At 64.2% G+C, this 16,939-nt stretch carries 16 protein-coding genes; 7 read left to right on the top strand and 9 right to left on the bottom strand.

Going from position 1 to position 16,939, the window contains the following annotated elements:
• Positions 1 to 16: 16 nt before the first annotated feature.
• Entirely contained in the window at positions 17 to 1,291 is a 1,275-nt protein-coding gene (locus tag PTE31013_RS05160) for an autotransporter strand-loop-strand O-heptosyltransferase (protein WP_150611764.1), read from the bottom strand.
• 196 nt (positions 1,292 to 1,487) lie between these two features.
• Entirely contained in the window at positions 1,488 to 2,450 is a 963-nt protein-coding gene (locus tag PTE31013_RS05155; protein WP_150612186.1) for a LysR family transcriptional regulator, read from the bottom strand.
• A 205-nt stretch (positions 2,451 to 2,655) separates the two neighbouring features.
• Here PTE31013_RS05155 and PTE31013_RS05150 point away from each other — a divergent pair, with 205 nt between their 5' ends.
• Positions 2,656 to 4,944, top strand: coding sequence for an NADP-dependent malic enzyme (locus PTE31013_RS05150; protein WP_150611763.1), 2,289 nt, complete (start codon positions 2,656 to 2,658; stop codon positions 4,942 to 4,944).
• Positions 4,945 to 5,085: 141 nt separating this feature from the next.
• Here PTE31013_RS05150 and PTE31013_RS05145 read toward each other — a convergent pair whose 3' ends face one another.
• Together PTE31013_RS05145 and PTE31013_RS05140 are read right to left on the bottom strand one after the other, a co-directional pair.
• On the bottom strand, positions 5,086 to 5,481 hold the full coding sequence (locus tag PTE31013_RS05145) for a YXWGXW repeat-containing protein (RefSeq protein ID WP_150611762.1): 396 nt from the start codon (positions 5,479 to 5,481) through the stop codon (positions 5,086 to 5,088).
• 189 nt (positions 5,482 to 5,670) lie between these two features.
• Positions 5,671 to 6,072, bottom strand: coding sequence for a tautomerase family protein (locus tag PTE31013_RS05140; RefSeq protein ID WP_150611761.1), 402 nt, complete (start codon positions 6,070 to 6,072; stop codon positions 5,671 to 5,673).
• Between the two features lie 139 nt (positions 6,073 to 6,211).
• Here PTE31013_RS05140 and PTE31013_RS05135 point away from each other — a divergent pair, with 139 nt between their 5' ends.
• Entirely contained in the window at positions 6,212 to 7,099 is an 888-nt protein-coding gene (locus PTE31013_RS05135) for a LysR family transcriptional regulator (protein ID WP_246173902.1), read from the top strand.
• Here the strand turns inward: PTE31013_RS05135 and PTE31013_RS05130 are convergent.
• Entirely contained in the window at positions 7,086 to 7,955 is an 870-nt protein-coding gene (locus tag PTE31013_RS05130) for an MBL fold metallo-hydrolase (protein WP_150611759.1), read from the bottom strand. The two genes, PTE31013_RS05135 and PTE31013_RS05130, sit on opposite strands and share 14 nt — an antisense overlap.
• 110 nt (positions 7,956 to 8,065) lie before the next feature.
• Between PTE31013_RS05130 and PTE31013_RS05125 the strand changes: the two genes are divergently transcribed.
• From PTE31013_RS05125 to PTE31013_RS05115, 3 genes are read left to right on the top strand one after another with little or no spacing between them, the layout of a single operon-like run.
• Complete coding sequence (locus tag PTE31013_RS05125) at positions 8,066 to 8,428, top strand: ArsR/SmtB family transcription factor (RefSeq protein ID WP_150611758.1); 363 nt, start codon at positions 8,066 to 8,068, stop codon at positions 8,426 to 8,428.
• A gap of 21 nt (positions 8,429 to 8,449) precedes the next feature.
• On the top strand, positions 8,450 to 8,896 hold the full coding sequence (locus PTE31013_RS05120) for a YeeE/YedE family protein (RefSeq protein ID WP_150611757.1): 447 nt from the start codon (positions 8,450 to 8,452) through the stop codon (positions 8,894 to 8,896).
• Positions 8,893 to 9,315: a DUF6691 family protein gene (locus tag PTE31013_RS05115; protein WP_150611756.1), complete on the top strand. Its 423-nt coding sequence runs from the start codon at positions 8,893 to 8,895 to the stop codon at positions 9,313 to 9,315. Before PTE31013_RS05120 ends, PTE31013_RS05115 begins: the two co-directional genes overlap by 4 nt.
• 28 nt (positions 9,316 to 9,343) lie before the next feature.
• Here the strand turns inward: PTE31013_RS05115 and PTE31013_RS05110 are convergent, their stop codons facing one another.
• Together PTE31013_RS05110 and PTE31013_RS05105 are read right to left on the bottom strand one after the other, a co-directional pair.
• Positions 9,344 to 10,678 carry an MFS transporter gene (locus PTE31013_RS05110; RefSeq protein ID WP_246173937.1) on the bottom strand — a complete coding sequence of 445 codons (1,335 nt, stop codon included), beginning with the start codon at positions 10,676 to 10,678 and terminating at the stop codon, positions 9,344 to 9,346.
• A gap of 123 nt (positions 10,679 to 10,801) precedes the next feature.
• A complete protein-coding gene (locus PTE31013_RS05105) occupies positions 10,802 to 11,410 on the bottom strand; it encodes a GNAT family N-acetyltransferase (protein WP_246173901.1) in 609 nt (202 codons plus the stop codon).
• Positions 11,411 to 12,234: 824 nt separating this feature from the next.
• Between PTE31013_RS05105 and PTE31013_RS05100 the strand changes: the two genes are divergently transcribed.
• A complete protein-coding gene (locus PTE31013_RS05100) occupies positions 12,235 to 12,525 on the top strand; it encodes an H-NS histone family protein (protein ID WP_150587551.1) in 291 nt (96 codons plus the stop codon).
• A gap of 347 nt (positions 12,526 to 12,872) precedes the next feature.
• Here PTE31013_RS05100 and PTE31013_RS05095 read toward each other — a convergent pair whose 3' ends face one another.
• Both PTE31013_RS05095 and PTE31013_RS05090 read right to left on the bottom strand, forming a co-directional pair.
• A complete protein-coding gene (locus PTE31013_RS05095) occupies positions 12,873 to 14,165 on the bottom strand; it encodes an ATP-binding protein (protein ID WP_150611754.1) in 1,293 nt (430 codons plus the stop codon).
• Between the two features lie 121 nt (positions 14,166 to 14,286).
• Entirely contained in the window at positions 14,287 to 15,006 is a 720-nt protein-coding gene (locus PTE31013_RS05090; RefSeq protein ID WP_150611753.1) for a response regulator, read from the bottom strand.
• 531 nt (positions 15,007 to 15,537) lie between these two features.
• Here PTE31013_RS05090 and PTE31013_RS05085 point away from each other — a divergent pair.
• Positions 15,538 to 16,896: an MdtA/MuxA family multidrug efflux RND transporter periplasmic adaptor subunit gene (locus PTE31013_RS05085; RefSeq protein WP_246173900.1), complete on the top strand. Its 1,359-nt coding sequence runs from the start codon at positions 15,538 to 15,540 to the stop codon at positions 16,894 to 16,896.
• The last annotated feature ends 43 nt before the right edge of the window (positions 16,897 to 16,939 follow it).

Raw genomic sequence — 16,939 nt, 5'->3', positions numbered from 1 at the left:
GGCCCGAGACGGTCGGTCAGCGCGACAGGCGCATTTCGCCAACGCCCGGCACGCGATCCAGCGCGGCCAGTACATCGTCCGGGTGAATCTCGCGAGTGCATTCGAACGCGCGCGGCGTGTCGCGATGCCGCGGGCACCAGTGGAAATCGTCGTGGTTGTAGCGCAGCGCCGGGTCGTGCCAGCAGCCGGTGCAGACGTCGCGTGCGATTACACGGTACGGTGTGGCGAACTCGTTGTGCGGCAAGGTGAAACCTGAGATCAGCACCGTGGGCGTGCCCATCGTCCACGCGAGCCACGACAGCCCGCTCGACAAGCCGACAAACGCGCTCGCGTGCATCAGCCAGCGCGCGCGCTCGGTCAGTGGCAAGTCGCCCGTGGCATCGATGGCGCCCTCCGGGACCGACTGCCAGAAATCGCCCTTGCCGTTGCGCGCCTTCTGATCGATGCACACCACCTGCACGCCGCGCTCGCGCAGCCCGGCCACAACGGCATGCCATCCGCCCGGCCGATTCCAGTACTTGCATTGCGCGGTGCTTTGTACCGCGATGCACACATACGGTGCCGCCATTGGCCGCGATACGTCCGGCAACACCGTTGTCGCGCGCGCTTCGGCGTCGTCCACGCCAAGAATGTGCGCCGCCGTGCGATGCAATCCCGACGCGCGGAAGTCGCGTGGTTGTCGCACGAGTGCCACGTCGTCGAAAAACAGACCGACGTTGTACGTCGCGTAATACTTGCGTCGCTCCACCTTGTCCTGTGCGACGAAATCGACGTCCGGATACGCGTCGCGGAACAACGCTGCCACCGCCGGGGTGACGACGCAGGCGAGACGGCACCCATGCACCTGTGCAAAGCGCAGCGCGTAAGGCAGCCAGCCGAGCACGTCGCCCAGGGCGGCCAACGGAAACTGGACCAGCACCGCTTGATCGCGCGCATCATAGCGATGCGAAAAGACCTCGACGTCGTTCAGCCAGATCGTGATGCCGTACGGCACGAAATACTTGGCCGGGCTGCGCACCACTCCGCAGGAGAGCGAGACGTCGGCGAGCGAGCGGTCGTCGCGCAGGTCGCTGATTCGGACACGCCACGGCAGCGGCTGACCGAAATCGGGGATGACTACGCGTGCGCCATCGTTGAAGTCGAAGCGCAGGCCGGCGGGGCCGACTTGCGTGGGCAGCAGGGCAGGCGCCAGGAAGATCTGGTGGGGTGAGGGCACAAACGGCGTGACCGCCGATGACGGCGTGGCGGGCGCGATCTCGGTGTGAGGCTGAGCAGGGGCGGCATGGGTCATGCACGACACCTTACGCTGGACATCGCGCGCGCAATCGCGCAGCAAAGCCGTCGAAAAGGGTCTATTTCAACAAATTGACCGGCTTTGATGTCAAAAGGCCTTTCGGATCCTTTCGGCAATCCATCCGGCAACGCGCCGGCGGACGCATTCGACGATGGCAAGCCGTATCGCCAGCCCCAAGGGCAGCCGCGGGGGCTCAGACGGCGGCAGCCACCACCTGGTACTGGGCGCGCAGCGCCTGCGTGAACAGGCGATGCGTCTCGCGCGGATTTTCCCGGCGCGTGAACATCGCTACGGGCGGCAGCGTCCACGTGAGCGACCAGGGCACGATCGCCACGCCCGCGATGCGCACCAGTTCCTCGGCAATGTCGGCCGGCAGCAACGACACCGCGCGCTCGCTGCTGGCGAGCAATTCCCCCGTCAGCCGCGACGAAAAGCTCTCGACCACGGGCACGGGCGGCACCACGCCCGCATGCAGGAACAGGTCGGATAACTGGTCGCGCATCGGCGTATGGGGCTCGCCCATCACCCAATCGAGTTCGGCGAGTTGTGCCCACACCGGGGCGCTGCGTCCAAGCCGGGCGGCCAGACGACGGTTGGCAACCACGCGCGGCATCTGGTGGTGCAACACTTCGAATTGCACCTGTGCCAGGTCGAGTCCGGCCGCCGCGCGTCCGATCACGACATCGAGAGAGTGGTCGCGCAGTTGCGCCATCAGCGATTCGCTGGTGCCTTCACGGAGCGTGACGGTCAGCCGCTGGGGGATCTGGGCGAGCGTCTGCTGAATCGCGGCGGCAAGCGTCTTGCCCGAGATGTAGGGGATCACGCCCACCTGCAGCCGCGCGGCGTGCCCGGCCATCACGGCCTCGATGTCGCGCGTCAGGTGGTCCAGATCGTGCACCATCGCCTGCGCACGGGAGAGAACGACGTCGCCCAGCGGCGTGGGCGTCATGCCGCGCGGCGTGCGGTCGAACAACGCGCCGCCGAGCATGCTTTCCAGTTCCGCAAGGGCGCTCGTGACCGCCGGCTGGCTCGTCGCCATGTGCTCGGCCACCCGCGTGAGCGAACCGTGCTGCTGGATTTGCAGCAACAGCACGAGATGACGCATCTTGAGCCGAGTGGTCAACCGTCGGACCACTTCCCCCGTATCGAAAGGCACCGCCCCCATCTGTCCCCAATCCCCTGAAACCCCCGATGCTCCGGGCTTATAACGAAAACATGATGCCCCCATAGTAATTCAGAATCGTCCCCCGCTGGCGGCTGCCTAGAATGGCCTCACCTCTGATGCGCCAGCGCGGCAACCGTCTACAGAACGGTCCGCGGCGCAAGGCAGAGCCGAGACATCGACCGAGGACGACACCCCCATGAGCCAAAGCAACGACCACCAGGCTGCCCTGGAATATCACCAGTTCCCGACCCCGGGCAAGATTTCCGTGACGGCCACCAAGCCGCTCGTCACCCAGCGCGACCTGGCGCTCGCCTATACCCCGGGCGTTGCCATCCCGTGCCAGGAAATCGCGGCCGACCCGGCGCAGTCGTTCAAGTACACCGGTCGAGGCAACCTGGTCGGTGTGATCACGAATGGCTCGGCCGTGCTTGGTCTGGGCAATATCGGTGCACTCGCTTCCAAGCCGGTGATGGAAGGCAAGGCTGTCCTCTTCAAGAAATTCGCCGGGATCGATGTGTTCGACATTGAAATCACCGAGAGCGACCCGGACAAGCTCATCGACATCATCGCGAGCCTCGAAGCCACGTTCGGCGGCATCAACCTGGAAGACATCAAGGCCCCGGAGTGCTTCACCGTCGAGCGCAAGCTGCGTGAACGGATGAAGATTCCTGTCTTCCACGACGATCAGCACGGCACCGCCATTACCGTTTGCGCCGCGTTCATCAATGGCCTGAAGGTCGTGGGCAAGGACATCCGCGAAGTGAAGGTCGTGACCTCGGGCGCTGGCGCCGCCGCGCTCGCCTGCCTGGACCTGATGGTCGACCTGGGGCTGCCGGTCGAGAATGTCTGGGCGACGGATATCGATGGCGTGGTCTTCGAGGGTCGCACGGTCGGCATGGACCCGGACAAAGCCCGCTTCGCGCAGAAGACCGACATGCGCACCCTCGCGGAAGTGATCGAAGGCGCCGACGTGTTCATCGGGCTGTCCGCCGGCGGCGTGCTCAAGCCGGCGATGCTCAAGACGATGGCGGCGCGTCCGCTGATCCTGGCGCTGGCCAACCCCACGCCTGAAATCTTCCCGGAAGAGGCGCGCGCCGCGCGCGACGACGTGGTGCTTGCCACCGGCCGGTCGGACTTCCCGAACCAGGTCAACAACGTCCTGTGTTTCCCGTACATCTTCCGCGGCGCGCTCGACGTTGGCGCGACCACGATCACGCGCAGCATGGAAATCGCCGCCGTGCATGCGATTGCCGGGCTGGCGCAGGAAGAGCCGAACGACTCCGTGGCGACCGCCTACGGCGCGTATGATCTCTCGTTCGGGCCGGAATACCTGATCCCGAAGCCGTTCGATTCGCGTCTGATCGTGCGCATTGCCCCGGCCGTGGCGCGCGCCGCCATGGAAGACGGCGTGGCCACGCGCCCGATCGCCGACTTCGACGCCTATGCCGACCAGTTGCAGCAGTTCGTGTACCACTCTGGTGCGTTCATGAAGCCGATCTTCTCGGCGGCCAAGCAACTCGTGCGCGACGGCGGCAAGTCGCGCATCGTGTTCGCGGAAGGCGAGGAAGAGCGTGTGCTGCGGGCCGTGCAGGTGATCGTCGACGAAAAGCTGGCACGTCCGATCCTGGTGGGTCGCCCGGAAGTGCTGCTCGCACGTATCGAGAAGTTCGGCCTGCGCCTGCGTCTGGGCGAAGACGTCGAAGTCACCAACCCGTACTACGACGAGCGCTTCCACCAGTACTGGACCAGCTACTGGGAACTGCGTTGCCGTGATGGCATCACGAAGGAAATGGCACGCGTCGAGATGCGCCGCCGCCTGACCCTGATCGGCGCAATGATGGTGCGCCTGGGCGACGCCGACGGCATGATCTGCGGCACGGTGGGGGCGTATCACGACCACCTTCGCTTCGTCGACGAAGTTATCGGCAAGCAGGCGGGCGCGAATACCTACGCAGCGATGAATATCCTGCTGCTCGACAAGCGCACCGTGGCGCTCGTGGACACGCACGTCAACGACGACCCGACGGCCGAGCAGATCGCCGAGTTCACGCTGGCTGCCGCCAAGCAGATGTCGTGGCTCAACCTCAACCCGAAGGTCGCGCTGCTCTCGCGCTCGAACTTCGGCTCGGGCAGCGCGGCGTCGGGGACGAAGATGCGTCGCGTGCTGGAGTTGGTCAAGGCGCAGGCACCAGCGCTGGAGATCGACGGCGAAATGCATGGCGACTGCGCGCTCGACGAAGGTCTGCGCAGCCGCATCCTGCCGCAGTCGCGTCTGAAGGGGGCCGCCAACCTGCTGGTGTGCCCTAACGTCGACTCAGGCAACATCGCCTACAACCTGCTCAAGACGGGCGCGGGCAGCAACGTCGCGGTGGGGCCGTTCCTGTTGGGCGTGGGTGCGCCGGTCAACGTGCTGACGTCCAGCTCGACCGTGCGACGCATCATCAACATGACGGCGCTTACCGTCATTCAAGCCAATCACGACTGATGGTTCCACGGCGCTCACACCTGGGGAGGACTCCCGAGGTGTGAGCGCCGGTCGTGGCCCCGGCCGGTTCGGCAGACGCATCGGTCCGATGCGCTGCCGGCCGAGCCGGGGCTTTGTCGTTTGAACGTCGAGTGTCGTAGATCAACCGTGGTGGTCGCGGCCGTGGCCGCGATCTCGGCCTCGGCCATGGTCGCGGTCGTCACGATGATCCGGCCCTCGGCCGCGATCTCCGCGATCCCAGCCACCGCGATTCAACTCCCAGCCGTGCGGCCCCTGATGCCAGGCCGGCGCGCGATACGCGTAGCCTGCACGCGCACGTTCCCAGTGACCACCGCGCCACGCGTGGTGATGGCCGTCCCAGTCCCAGAAGCCCGGCGCCCAGACATAGCCGACGCGCGGCGGCGGTACCGGCTCATAGCGGGGCGCCGGTGGCGCGCCGATGCTGATGGACACCCCGACCTGGGCGTGAGCCGGGGCAGTGGCAATACCCCCGAGCGTCGCGGCAACGAGGGCAACGGTCAACGTGAGTTTCTTCATGATGGCTCCCTTTGAGTTCGATTTTGGGTATGCCTTCATCGTACGAGGAGCCGCGTCCGCCGCGAAGCGAATAGTCGTAAGAAAGTGTTGGAATTGTTTCGTTTTGTTCGTCGAAACATCGCTTGGGCAGGACGCTCGCATTGACTGGCGGATGTTCGGGGAGCGCCGGTCAACGCGAGCGCCGAGGGGTCACGACGTCGATGCGTGCTGATGACGATATTCCTGCGTGCGCCCGCCGTAACCATAGGCCGCGCCGCGCGCGTCGATCACATGGATGTACGAGCATTCGTGAACGTTGCCGAGCAGCTCTGACATTGTTTCGAACACCTGAGCAATGAATTGCGCCTTCTCCGCTTTCGTATTCGTTTCGTCGGTCACGCTGATGTCCAGATGGAAGGCGTTTTTCCCTTGCTCCGAAAGCGGTGCGCCGCCAATGAACCAGCGTGCGTGCGGAATATAGTCGACAGTCACGGCGATGACGTCAGGCAACTTGTGCAGCGTATCGACGGTCAATTGCGAGACCGCGCGAACGGCATTGCGGGTGAGGGTGTCGTCGGGCGTGCCCGAGAGTTGCAGAACGAGGTGGGGCATGGTGTGGCTCCCTGGCGTTGAGTGTTGCGCAATGAAGTTGAATGGTGTGAAGACAACGACTTCAGTCTAGGGCGTGGATTGACATCGGAAAAGCGGGAATTTACGATCTTATCCATCGGTTTATTTAATGGATGCAGCCATGACGCCCGGATTCGATTTCGATCAGTTGCGTACCTTTGTCGCGGTGGCGGACGCAGGCAGCCTGTCGGCCGCCGCGCCGCGCGTGTTCCTGTCGCAGTCGTCGGTGAGCGAGCAGGTTCGCAAGCTGGAGGAGCGCGTCGGCGTGACGCTGTTCACGCGCGGCAAGCAAGGCGTGACGCCGACGCCGGCGGGCGAGCGTCTGCTCGGACACGCCCGGCAGTTGCTCGCGCAGTCGGAGCAGGCGTGGCACGACGTGCGCGGATTTTCCCTTGCGGGCGAACTGCGGCTGGCGATCACAGACTACTTTCGTCCTGCCGACGTCGCTCGCATGCTGCGACATCTCGGCGTGGCGTATCCGTCGTTGCGCATTCACGTAACGATTCTGAAAAGTGGCGAGATCGAGTCGGGCTACGACACGGGCGACTTCGACATCGGTCTGTCGATGCGCGTGCTCGGCAAGGCCCTCGGTCGCGAGGCGGTGCCCGGCACGCGAACGTTGGGGCGAGAGCCGCTCGACTGGGTGGCGTCGCCAGAACGGGTTCTGGTGGCGGGCGCGCCGCTACCGCTGCTGGTGCTGCCTGATACCTGTGCGCTGCATCGCTTCACCACGCAATGGCTTGACGACCACCGCGTGCCTTACACGATTGCGCACGTGGCGTCGGGGGTGGCGGGGCTGCAGCTGGCGTTGGCTGCCGGACTCGGGGTCGCGTGCCTGAATGCCTCGGCAGCCGGGCCGTCACTTGCGCGTATCGAGACGTTGATGCCGGGGCGGCGCTTGCCCGCGTTGCCGGACGCCGAGTTTCATCTGCTTCCCGCGCGCCGTGGCGAGCCCGAGTGGGTCACGCAGGCGCGTGAGGCGTTGGCTGCGCAGCTCACAGCGCGTTGAGCGGGATCTTCAGATAGCGCGTGCCGTTGGCTTCCGGCGCGGGCATCTCGCCCGCACGGATATTGACCTGCACGGCCGGCAGGATCAGCGTCGGCATGTCGAGGGTCTTGTCGCGGGCTTCACGCATGGCGACGAAGGCCGCTTCATCGATGCCGTCGTGCACATGGATGTTGGCACGCCGTTGCTCGCCAACCGTCGTTTGCCAGTTCGCCGCACGACCGGCCGGCGGATAGTCGTGGCACATGAACAGGCGCGTTGACGCCGGCAGCGCCAGTAGATGGCGGATCGAGTGGAACAGCGTGTGGGCGTTGCCGCCTGGGAAGTCGCAGCGCGCCGTGCCCACATCGGGCATGAAGAGCGTGTCGCCGACAAACACGGCATCGCCCACACGATAGGCCATGTCGGCCGGCGTATGACCCGGAACGAACATCGCTTCGGCTTGCAGGGCGCCAATGGTGAACGTCTCGCCATCTTCGAACAAATGGTCGAATTGCGAGCCGTCGGGCGGCACATCGGCCCCCAGGTGGAACAGCGTCTTGAAAACGTGCTGTACCTCGCGGATGTGTGCGCCGATGGCGATGCGCCCGCCCACGCGTTCCTTGAGCCAGCGCGCCGCCGACAGGTGATCGGCGTGCGCATGGGTCTCGAGTATCCAGTCGACCGAGAGCTTGTGCGCTGTCACGAATTCGAGCACGCGCTCGGCTGATTCCGTGTGCGTTCGGCCGGCCTTGGGATCGTAGTCGAGCACCGGATCGATGATGGCCGCATGAGAGCCCGGCGCATCGAACACGACGTAGGTCACCGTGGAGGTGGTGGTGTCGAAAAAGGCTTCGATGTTGGCTGAAGTGGCTGACATGATTGGCTCCTGCATTAATTTATTAATTGATATATTATAGTAAAGTAAACTGTTTGTGGCGACGTGATATCTCGCCGCGCCGCAATGTCCTGATTTGTGTCGATCCTGCCATGCCAAGAGTGACTGCGCTATCCCCCGTCGATCAGGCGACCGCCGTTGCGGACGTCGCATCGCTTGATGTCGCACGGTTGCGCGCCGCCGCGTGCGATGCCACTACGCTGCTGCGCGCGTTGGCCAACGAAGACCGTCTGCTGATCCTTTGTCAACTGACGCAAGGCGAGTTATCCGTGGGGGAGCTGGAGACGCAGCTCGACATCCGGCAACCGACACTGTCGCAGCAGCTCGCCGTGCTGCGTACCGAGTCGCTGGTGACGACCCGGCGTGACGGCAAGCGCATTTACTATTCGGTCGCCGATGGCGCGGTGCTTGCTGTGCTGGCCTGCCTCTACGACCAGTTTTGTCCGAAATCCTGATGACGTAACGGGAATCCACCCATGACCCTTGATACCCTTCATTTCACTCCATGGACCGCGCTGGCTGGCGGTGTGCTGATTGGCGTTGCCGCCGTCTGGCTGATGCTGGCGACCGGGCGCATTGCGGGCATCTCCGGCATCGCCGGCGGCCTGCTGCGTCCGCGCGCCGGCGATGTCGGCTGGCGCGTCGCCTTTGTCGTCGGGCTCATGGTGGCACCGTGGGCGTACCGCACGGTGGCTGTCGCGCCAGCCGCGCAGATCGACGCCAGTGCGGCCATGCTCATAACGGCCGGCGTGCTGGTCGGCTTCGGCACGCGACTCGGATCGGGCTGCACGAGCGGTCACGGCGTTTGCGGGTTGTCGCGATTGTCGTGGCGCTCGCTCGTCGCCACGTTGTGCTTCATGGCGATGGGCTTCCTGACGGTGTTCGTCGTCCGTCACGTGCTTGATCTGGGAGGTGTGGCATGAAGAAGCTGCTTTTCGCGTTCGTTGGCGGCCTCGTCTTCGGGCTGGGGCTGATTCTCGCGGGCATGGCGAATCCGGCGAAGGTGCTGGGGTTTCTCGACCTGGCCGGTCGGTGGGATCCGTCGCTGGCGTTCGTGATGGGCGGGGCCATCGCGGTGGGGCTGGTCGGGTTCCGGCTGGCGCGCTCGCGGGCGCTCGCCTGGACGGGGGAGCCACGTGCCTGGCCGGGGGCAAGCGGTCTCGACAAACGGCTGGTGCTCGGGGCGTTGACGTTCGGCGTCGGCTGGGGGATCGCGGGAATTTGCCCGGGACCCGCGCTGGTGTTGCTCGGCGCGGGGTCGGGCAAGGGATTGCTGTTCGTTGTCGCCATGGTCGTCGGCATGGCGCTGCACGCGGTCGTGACCCGCGCCGACACGAAGTAACGGAAGTAACGGAAGTAACGCGCGCGACTCAGTGCTTTCTCGCCAACTCCGTGCCCGCATCGGCCGGCAGTTGGCGGGTGACGGGAATCGATAGCCACGAGAACAGGCCGATCACGAGGAACGCCGGCAGGAAGTCGCGGGTGGTCAGGTGTTCGTGACCAGCCAGCCGGCTGCTCGCCTGCAGCACCATCCCCGAGATCGTCACGCCCAGCCCCAGCGACAACTGCTGAACCACGCTCGCGAGACTCGTCGCGCGACTGGCGTCGGCGCTGGCAATATCGGCGTACACGATCGAGTTCAGGCAAGTAAATTGCAGCGACGGGAAGAAGCCGCCGAAGGCCACGACGGCAAGCATCAGGATCACCGGCGTGTCATGCGTGAAGAAACCGTAGGACGACAGCGCCAAGCCGGCCAGCGCCGCATTGACGATCAGCACACGGCGAAAGCCAAATCGCGCCAGTACGCGCTGTGCAATCGCCTTCATGAAGATCGCCCCGAACGCCGACGCGCACGTAATCATGCCGGATTCGAACGGATCCATGTGCAGCCCTTCCTGCAGCGCCAACGGCAGCAGGAAAGGCACAGCCCCCAACCCGATGCGAAAGAGCGAGCCGCCGACGACACTGGTGTGGAACGTCGGAATGCGCAGTAACCGCAGGTCGAGCAGGGGCGCATCCACGCGATTGGCATGACGCCAGTAGGCATAGACAAAGATCGCCCCGACGGCGCACAGGGTGACGACAACGCTGTTGTCGATGTGAGGCTCGCCGATCATGGCCAGCCCCAGCATGAGCAGGCCGCTGCCGAGCGCGGAGAGGACGAAGCCGAGCGTGTCGAGGCGCCCGGCGTTGCCGCCTCGCTCGTTGTCGATGTACTTGCCCGCGAGATAGATGCCAAGCAGGCTCACGGGAATATTGACGAAGAAGATCCAGCGCCAGTGCAGGTAGGCCGTGATGGCGCCGCCGAGCGGCGGGCCGATCACCGGGCCGAGCAGGGCGGGCATCGTCAGGTAGCCAATGGCCTTGACCAGATCGTGCTTGGGCACTGCACGAAAGATCACGAGGCGTCCGACCGGCACCATCATCGCACCGCCCGCGCCCTGAAGGAATCGGGCGAACACGAACGTCGACAGCGAAAACGACAGCGCGCAGAGCATCGAGCCGGCCATGAAGATGCCGATCGCCGTGCGAAAGACGTTGCGCGCGCCAAAGCGATCGGAGACCCAGCCGCAGATCGGAATGAAGATGCCCAGCCCGACCACGTAGGCGGTGAGCGCCATCTTCAGCGAAATCGGGTCTTGCTGGAGATCTCGCGCCATGGCGGGCAGCGAGGTGGTAATCACCGTGGCGTCGATGTTCTCCATGAACAGGGCGCAAGCGATGATGAGCGGAATGATGACGGCGCGCGACACAATGGGGGGACGGCTGGCGCAAAGAGACGAATTGTCCCACGATTTAAGCAGACGCTTCAATCGCAGAAGCGACGCCTAGCGCTTGTTTGGCGCCAATTCGCCGGCGTCGAGCCGGTAGAGTACGTGGCGGCGCATCCGGTGGCCGGGCGGAATCAAGGGATGCAGAAAGTCTTCGTCGGGGCAGTGGCGCATGCCGATGCGTTCCATGACCGCGCGTGAGCGGACGTTGGCGGGGACGGTGAACGAGACCAGTTCGTCCAGGCCGAGCGTCTCAAACGCGAATTGGGCGGCGGCGATGGCTGCCTCCGTCGCGTATCCCTTCGACCACCAGGCGCGTGCCAGCCGCCAGCCAATCTCCACGGCCGGCACGAACGGGGCGTCGAAACCCACGCGCATCAGGCCGACGAACCCTGCGAACGGTGTCGCGCCCGGGATCTCCAGCGCCCAGGGGCCGTAGCCATGCGTCTCGAGATGCTGTGCCAGCCGGTGCGCGATGGCGTCGCTCTGCACCCGATCGAGTGTCGTCGGAAAGTGGCGCATGACGTCTCGATCGGCGTTGAGCGCGGCGAAAAGCGGCAAGTCCTCTGGCTGCCACTGGCGCAAGATCGTGCGCTCGGTGGTTAGCGTGGGCGTGGGCGCGCCGAAAGGCGAATCCGAATCGTCAGCCATGCTCGACGTGCTCATGCGCTCAAATCCCCTGTTGAATTCGAATGAATTCGAATGACAAATCACCGATGATGACAATTCTGGATTGACTTAATTCTGTCCGCGTGAACGTTGAGTCCGCGCTCGTCAATACTGCCATACGGGCCGTAACGAGCGGTAGTGTTCGACCAGACGCTTCAATCTTACGAAAAGATGATCGATTCGGGAAATGACATCGAAGCATGAGTTTGATGGTCAGGGTAAAAAGCCGGAATGACACGAATTTGTCTCGATTTACACGGATATCGACGCTGCCTGCCGAATGAAGACGCCCCCGGGCCATGCCGGCGATGTCGTGGCGATTCAATGTGCCGATCGCGCGCCGGACGACGCGCGGCGCATCAAGAGAATCCGAAGGGTCCCTCGCTTATCCGCAAACTACGGCGCTCCAATGTGAATAACCCGAATGAGCGAAGCTTTTCGGACAACAGAATGATCGGATGGCGATCATATCGCTCGAGGCGCAGATCGTCGGCGCCGGCGGCGTTGCAAACGATGACAAATCTCCGGCGAAAAATACTTACAAAAACTTGCGGGAGAGTGCATCAATTGATTGCGTCGTGTTGCGTCTGACGCGCTTTGCGCGGTAATTGATCTCGCTTATCCATCGATATCGACGGGGTGGAGTCGATGGTATTCCCGGATTCACGCCCCGATTCTGTGCATTTTCTGATGCATCAGTCGGACGATTCAATGCGATTTTGCCATTCGCAGACTCGCTCTCTGGAAATGCGGTTTTCAAATTGTTAAAACTCGTGCTATTTTAAGTGGCGATCCATTTTAACAACGTAAGGACACGCCAGATGGCAAGCTATAAGGAACTCGTCGCACAGCGCGAAAAGATCGAAAAGCAAATCGAAGAGGCTCGGGCCCGTGAGGTCGCTCAGGTCATCGCCGAAGTCAAACAGAAGATCCAGGAGTATGAACTGTCCGCCAAGGACCTGGGGCTTGCCGCGACAGACGGCCGCCGCCGTGCCGCGCGGGCCCAGATTGCGCCGAAGTACATGAATCCGGCCACCGGCGAAACGTGGTCGGGCCGTGGCCGCGCCCCGAAGTGGGTCGGAAAGAACAAAGAGAAATTCCTGATCAAGTAATTCTCTGGCCCAGGCTGGACGCACATTGCCGGTCACATGCCAGGGAGGTCGGATAGTCGCCGTCGCTGCGCCGCACCCACGTGCGCCGCGACCGACTAACGCCGCCGTGTCCCTGTGAGCAGTAAAGCCATAGCCCAGTCGTCGCATTGCCCCCAACCCGGATCGCCTGGCTGTGGCTTGATGTGATGCGGTGCCGTGAAAGACAAACCCCGCCGTTCGTGCACCGACGGCGGGGTTTGTCTTTGGGCGAGGCGTCGTGCGAAGGTGCGGGTGCCGCGGCGGGGAGAGACGCCTGGCCTGCGCCGCGCGGCGCTTTGTGCCGGATTCCCCAACGCCGCTTATTCCGCTTATTCCGCATATTCCGCATATTCGGCGCTCGGATCCTCCGGCGGAAACATCAACGTGACCTGCAAGCCACCGGTGGACCGATTGCTGAACGATACGCGTCCGCCCAGTTGCTGGGTGAGCTTGTCGACGATGGCGAGACCGAGCCCGCAATGCGCGTTGCCGCCGCGTGCCGGGTCGAGTCGTACGAACGGTCGCACGATGCGATTGATGTCTTCATTGGCAATGCCCGGACCACTGTCTTCGATCACGAGACGCCAGCCGCTGGCGTCGTGCGATGTGCGAATCGCGAGCGGCGCGCGTCCGTAAGTGACCGCGTTATCGAGCAGGTTGTTCACGATGCGCTCGAGATAGGTCTGCCTGAGTTTGAAGCCCGGGCCGGCCTGCAGGTCCAGTTCGATGGCATAGCCCTGGTCGAGGAACGGCGCGATCAATGCGGGAATGCGGGCTTCGACCGGCAATGCCGCACTCTCCATTTCGATGCCTCGGGCAAACAGCAGGAACTGATCGACGATGCGGGTCATCGATTCGGCGTCGCGCGTAATGCCTTCGCTCATCTGCACGTCGTCGATCATTTCGGCGCGCAGGCGCAACCGTGCAAGGGGCGTCTTCAGATCGTGCGCAATGCCGGCGAGCATGGTATTGCGCTCCCGATCGGTTTGCACGATGTCGTGGCTCATGCGATTGAAACGCTCGGTCAGTTGACGCAACTCCAGCGGACCGCGTTCCTTGACCTGGGTCCGAATGCGATGGGTCGCGAGTTGCTCCGCAGCGGCGGCCATGTCCCGCACCGGCCGCTGCAACTGCCACGCCGCGAACAACGCAAAGATGACGGTAATGCCGAGGACTGCGGCCAGGCCGGGCAAAATCGTGGCGGTGCCCGGCGGGTTGCGCACCGACAGCACGGGCGTGGCGATCCAGTAGTCGCGGCCCGGCAGGCGCGCCCAGATTCGAGGCGGTGGCGTGCGCTCCACGCGCAACTGCGTGCCGGCGGGCAGGCGCCGGGCGAGCTCGGTCGTCAGCCGGGCGTTCTTGTTGGCGGGCTCGAAGACGTCGCCATGTGCGAACGAGATCGGCACGACCTGGACGAGATCGGGCAACGTGAGCGTCGAGCTGCCGTCGTGCACTTCAGCGGCGGCCTTGATGATGAAGGCCATTTGCTCGGCGGCATTCTGCACGCGCGTCTCGTCGTGATCACTGCGCAGGATCGTGAGATACGAGAAATGGCTGATGACCAGCGCTGCGATGATGAGCAGCGCGAGGCGGCCGAACAAGGTGTCGAAACGGCCTTTCATGCAGGGCTCCGCATGTGCGCTGGCGTCAGCGGTATCGACGGCGTGCCCGCGTCCTTGTCAGACCGGGAGGCGACGTCGTCGAACAGGCCGACGCCGATGCGTCGTGGCTGGCGTTGGGCCATCAACCGGTGACCATGTCGGCGTGTTGGCCATCGGGGACGAAGATGTAGCCGCGCCCGCGCACGGTCTGGATGAAGCGCGGGCTCTGCGCGTCCTCGTCGAGCAGGCGGCGCAGGCGCCAGATCTGCACGTCGATGCCGCGGTCGTTGACGTCGCTGTCAGCACCGTAGAGCAATTCGATGATGCGCTCGCGCGAGAGCACCTGCATGGCGTGGTTCACCAGCAGGCGAAGCAAGCCATATTCGCCGTCCGAGAGCGTGAGCAGTTGCGCATCGCGCGTGAGCGTGCGACTGCGGAAGTCGAGCACGAACGGGCCGAACGTGTAGTTCTCGCGCTGCTCGGGCACCGCGGCGTCGGGCATCTTGCGACGGCGCAGCACGGCATTGATCCGCGCCAACAACTCGCGCGGGCTGAACGGCTTGCCGAGATAGTCGTCGGCGCCGATTTCCAGTCCCACGATGCGGTCGATCTCGTCGCTTCGTGCGGTGAGCAGAATCACCGGCACATCGTCGTTGCGCGCGCGCAAGTCCCGCAGGGCGGTGAGGCCATCGACCTTGGGCATCATCAGGTCGAGCACGATCAGGGCGGGACGCTCACGCTCCAGGCGTGCCGCCAATCCGTCGCCGTCATGCATCACGGCCACCGAGAAGCCGTGGCGGCTCAGGTACTCGCGCAGCAGATCACGCAGATCGGGATCGTCGTCGACAACAAGAATTTTCATATTCGTTCGGACAGGTAGTGTTGTCATGATAGTGGCCTCCCCGCACGGCTTGACGCGGGTTTTGTTTCCGGACATTACAGTATTGGTCACCCGTAACGATGCGTAATAATAGAGCCAGCGCCCGTTACGCACGAATGTCCCTCCCATCCCGTAAGCTTCTAACGCATCGAAAAGCCTCCGTGTCGGCGGCCAACTCCGCGCACCCAGTCGTACGTCTCGCGTCGCGAGAATGCCGCGACAAGGCAATGCGGCCCATCGCGAGGCGCTGCGCCAACGCCGTCATGCGAACCATCGCTCGCGCGGCCGGTCTTTCTTCTACCGCGCCGCTATCGCCCCCCTGCACGGAAAGCGGGGGTAATCCGCCGTCCTATCGGGCTTTTTACGGCGGTCTGCTATGCTGATCGGCCGAATCTGGCGTGAGGCACGGCCCCCGGGGCTTCCGGACCGTTTGTTGCGCCGCGGCAATCCAGCCACAAAAAAGTCGTCCTCACGGGACGAATCCACCTACTACTGCGCTGTAACGAGGAAGTCATGACCGAGCACGGTCCCCACGGTTCCGAACCACCGAACGGTTCTGATCGGCCTGCGTCCGCCACCCCTGGCGTGCAACGCGATGCCGGGCCGGCGCCCGCGGCCTCGCGCACGCGTCGCTGGCTCGTGCCCACCGTGATCGGGCTGATCGTCGTGCTCATCGCCGGCGGCGTGTATTACCGGTTGCATTCGCAAGGTGCCCAGGGTCCGGCCCAGGCGCAGGGGCGACGCGGTGGTCCACCGGGCGGCGTGGCCGGCGCCGGGGCGCCCGCCACGCCGGTGACGGCGGTCGAGGCGAAGACCGGGGATCTACCGGTCTTCCTCAACGGGCTGGGCACGGTCACCCCTACGCGCAGCGTTACCGTGCGTTCGCGCGTCGATGGCCAGCTCATGAGGGTGCACTTCAAGGAAGGCGACATGGTCAAGGAAGGCCAGTTGCTTGCCGAAATCGATCCACGGGCGTTCCAGGTGCAGGTCACCCAGATGGAAGGCCAGCTTGCCCACGACCAGGCGCTGCTCAAGAATGCGCAGCTCGATCTCGCCCGCTATGAGACGCTGCTCAAGCAGGATTCGATCGCCGCGCAGACCGTAGATACCCAGCGCGCACTTGTCAAACAGTACGAAGGAACGGTCAAGTCCGACGAAGGACAGCTTGGCAACGCCCGCCTGCAACTGAACTACGCGAGTGTGACCGCGCCGGTCTCGGGGCTTGCGGGGCTGCGTCAGGTCGATCCGGGCAACATCATTCACGCGTCCGACACCAACGGCATCGTCATCGTCAACGAAGTCACGCCGATCACCGTCGTCTATACCATTCCCGAAGACAACCTGCCGAAGGTCGTCAAACGCTCGCGTGACGGGGAAACGCTGCCGGTCGAAGCCTTCGACCGCGCGGGCAAGGTGAAGCTGGCCACCGGCAAGCTCGCTTCCATCGACAACCAGATCGATACGACGACCGGCACGGTCAAGCTCAAGGCCGAATTTGCCAATCGCGATGGCCTGTTGTTCCCGAACCAGTTCGTCAACGTGAAGATGCTCGTCGACACGCTCAAGGGCGCCACGCTGATTCCGAGCGCGGCGGTACAACGCGGCACGCAGGGTAGTTTCGTCTATACGGTGCAGCCGGATCAGACGGTCAAGCTCAAGACCGTGAAGCTCGGGCCGACCGATGGCACCGACGTGGCGGTGACGTCGGGCATCGCACCGGGCGAGAAGCTCGTGATCGACGGCATGGACAAGCTGCGCGACGGCGCCAAGGTCGAGGTGATCACGGCGACTAGCCGCGCCGCGGCCCTTGCCCCGCCAGCGCCGGGGGAAAAGCGCAGCGGCAACGGCGGGCATCGCCGTTCGGCGCCGTAGGGCGCTCACGCGTGACGTCGCACGACATCGCGTGCCCACGCCC

Source organism: Pandoraea terrigena (assembly GCF_902459705.1).
In the GTDB taxonomy this organism is placed as follows: domain Bacteria; phylum Pseudomonadota; class Gammaproteobacteria; order Burkholderiales; family Burkholderiaceae; genus Pandoraea; species Pandoraea terrigena.
The sequence above is the reverse complement of the archived record's forward strand: the minus strand, read 5'-3'. Positions and strand labels throughout refer to the sequence as shown.

Coding starts and splice junctions, on each gene's coding strand:
- PTE31013_RS05160 (WP_150611764.1), bottom strand. CDS start 1,291: ATGACCCATGCCGCCCCTGCTCAGCCTCACACCGAGATCGCGCCCGCC.
- PTE31013_RS05150 (WP_150611763.1), top strand. CDS start 2,656: ATGAGCCAAAGCAACGACCACCAGGCTGCCCTGGAATATCACCAGTTC.
- PTE31013_RS05145 (WP_150611762.1), bottom strand. CDS start 5,481: ATGAAGAAACTCACGTTGACCGTTGCCCTCGTTGCCGCGACGCTCGGG.
- PTE31013_RS05140 (WP_150611761.1), bottom strand. CDS start 6,072: ATGCCCCACCTCGTTCTGCAACTCTCGGGCACGCCCGACGACACCCTC.
- PTE31013_RS05135 (WP_246173902.1), top strand. CDS start 6,212: ATGACGCCCGGATTCGATTTCGATCAGTTGCGTACCTTTGTCGCGGTG.
- PTE31013_RS05130 (WP_150611759.1), bottom strand. CDS start 7,955: ATGTCAGCCACTTCAGCCAACATCGAAGCCTTTTTCGACACCACCACC.
- PTE31013_RS05125 (WP_150611758.1), top strand. CDS start 8,066: ATGCCAAGAGTGACTGCGCTATCCCCCGTCGATCAGGCGACCGCCGTT.
- PTE31013_RS05120 (WP_150611757.1), top strand. CDS start 8,450: ATGACCCTTGATACCCTTCATTTCACTCCATGGACCGCGCTGGCTGGC.
- PTE31013_RS05115 (WP_150611756.1), top strand. CDS start 8,893: ATGAAGAAGCTGCTTTTCGCGTTCGTTGGCGGCCTCGTCTTCGGGCTG.
- PTE31013_RS05110 (WP_246173937.1), bottom strand. CDS start 10,678: ATGGAGAACATCGACGCCACGGTGATTACCACCTCGCTGCCCGCCATG.
- PTE31013_RS05105 (WP_246173901.1), bottom strand. CDS start 11,410: ATGAGCACGTCGAGCATGGCTGACGATTCGGATTCGCCTTTCGGCGCG.
- PTE31013_RS05100 (WP_150587551.1), top strand. CDS start 12,235: ATGGCAAGCTATAAGGAACTCGTCGCACAGCGCGAAAAGATCGAAAAG.
- PTE31013_RS05095 (WP_150611754.1), bottom strand. CDS start 14,165: ATGAAAGGCCGTTTCGACACCTTGTTCGGCCGCCTCGCGCTGCTCATC.
- PTE31013_RS05090 (WP_150611753.1), bottom strand. CDS start 15,006: ATGAAAATTCTTGTTGTCGACGACGATCCCGATCTGCGTGATCTGCTG.
- PTE31013_RS05085 (WP_246173900.1), top strand. CDS start 15,538: ATGACCGAGCACGGTCCCCACGGTTCCGAACCACCGAACGGTTCTGAT.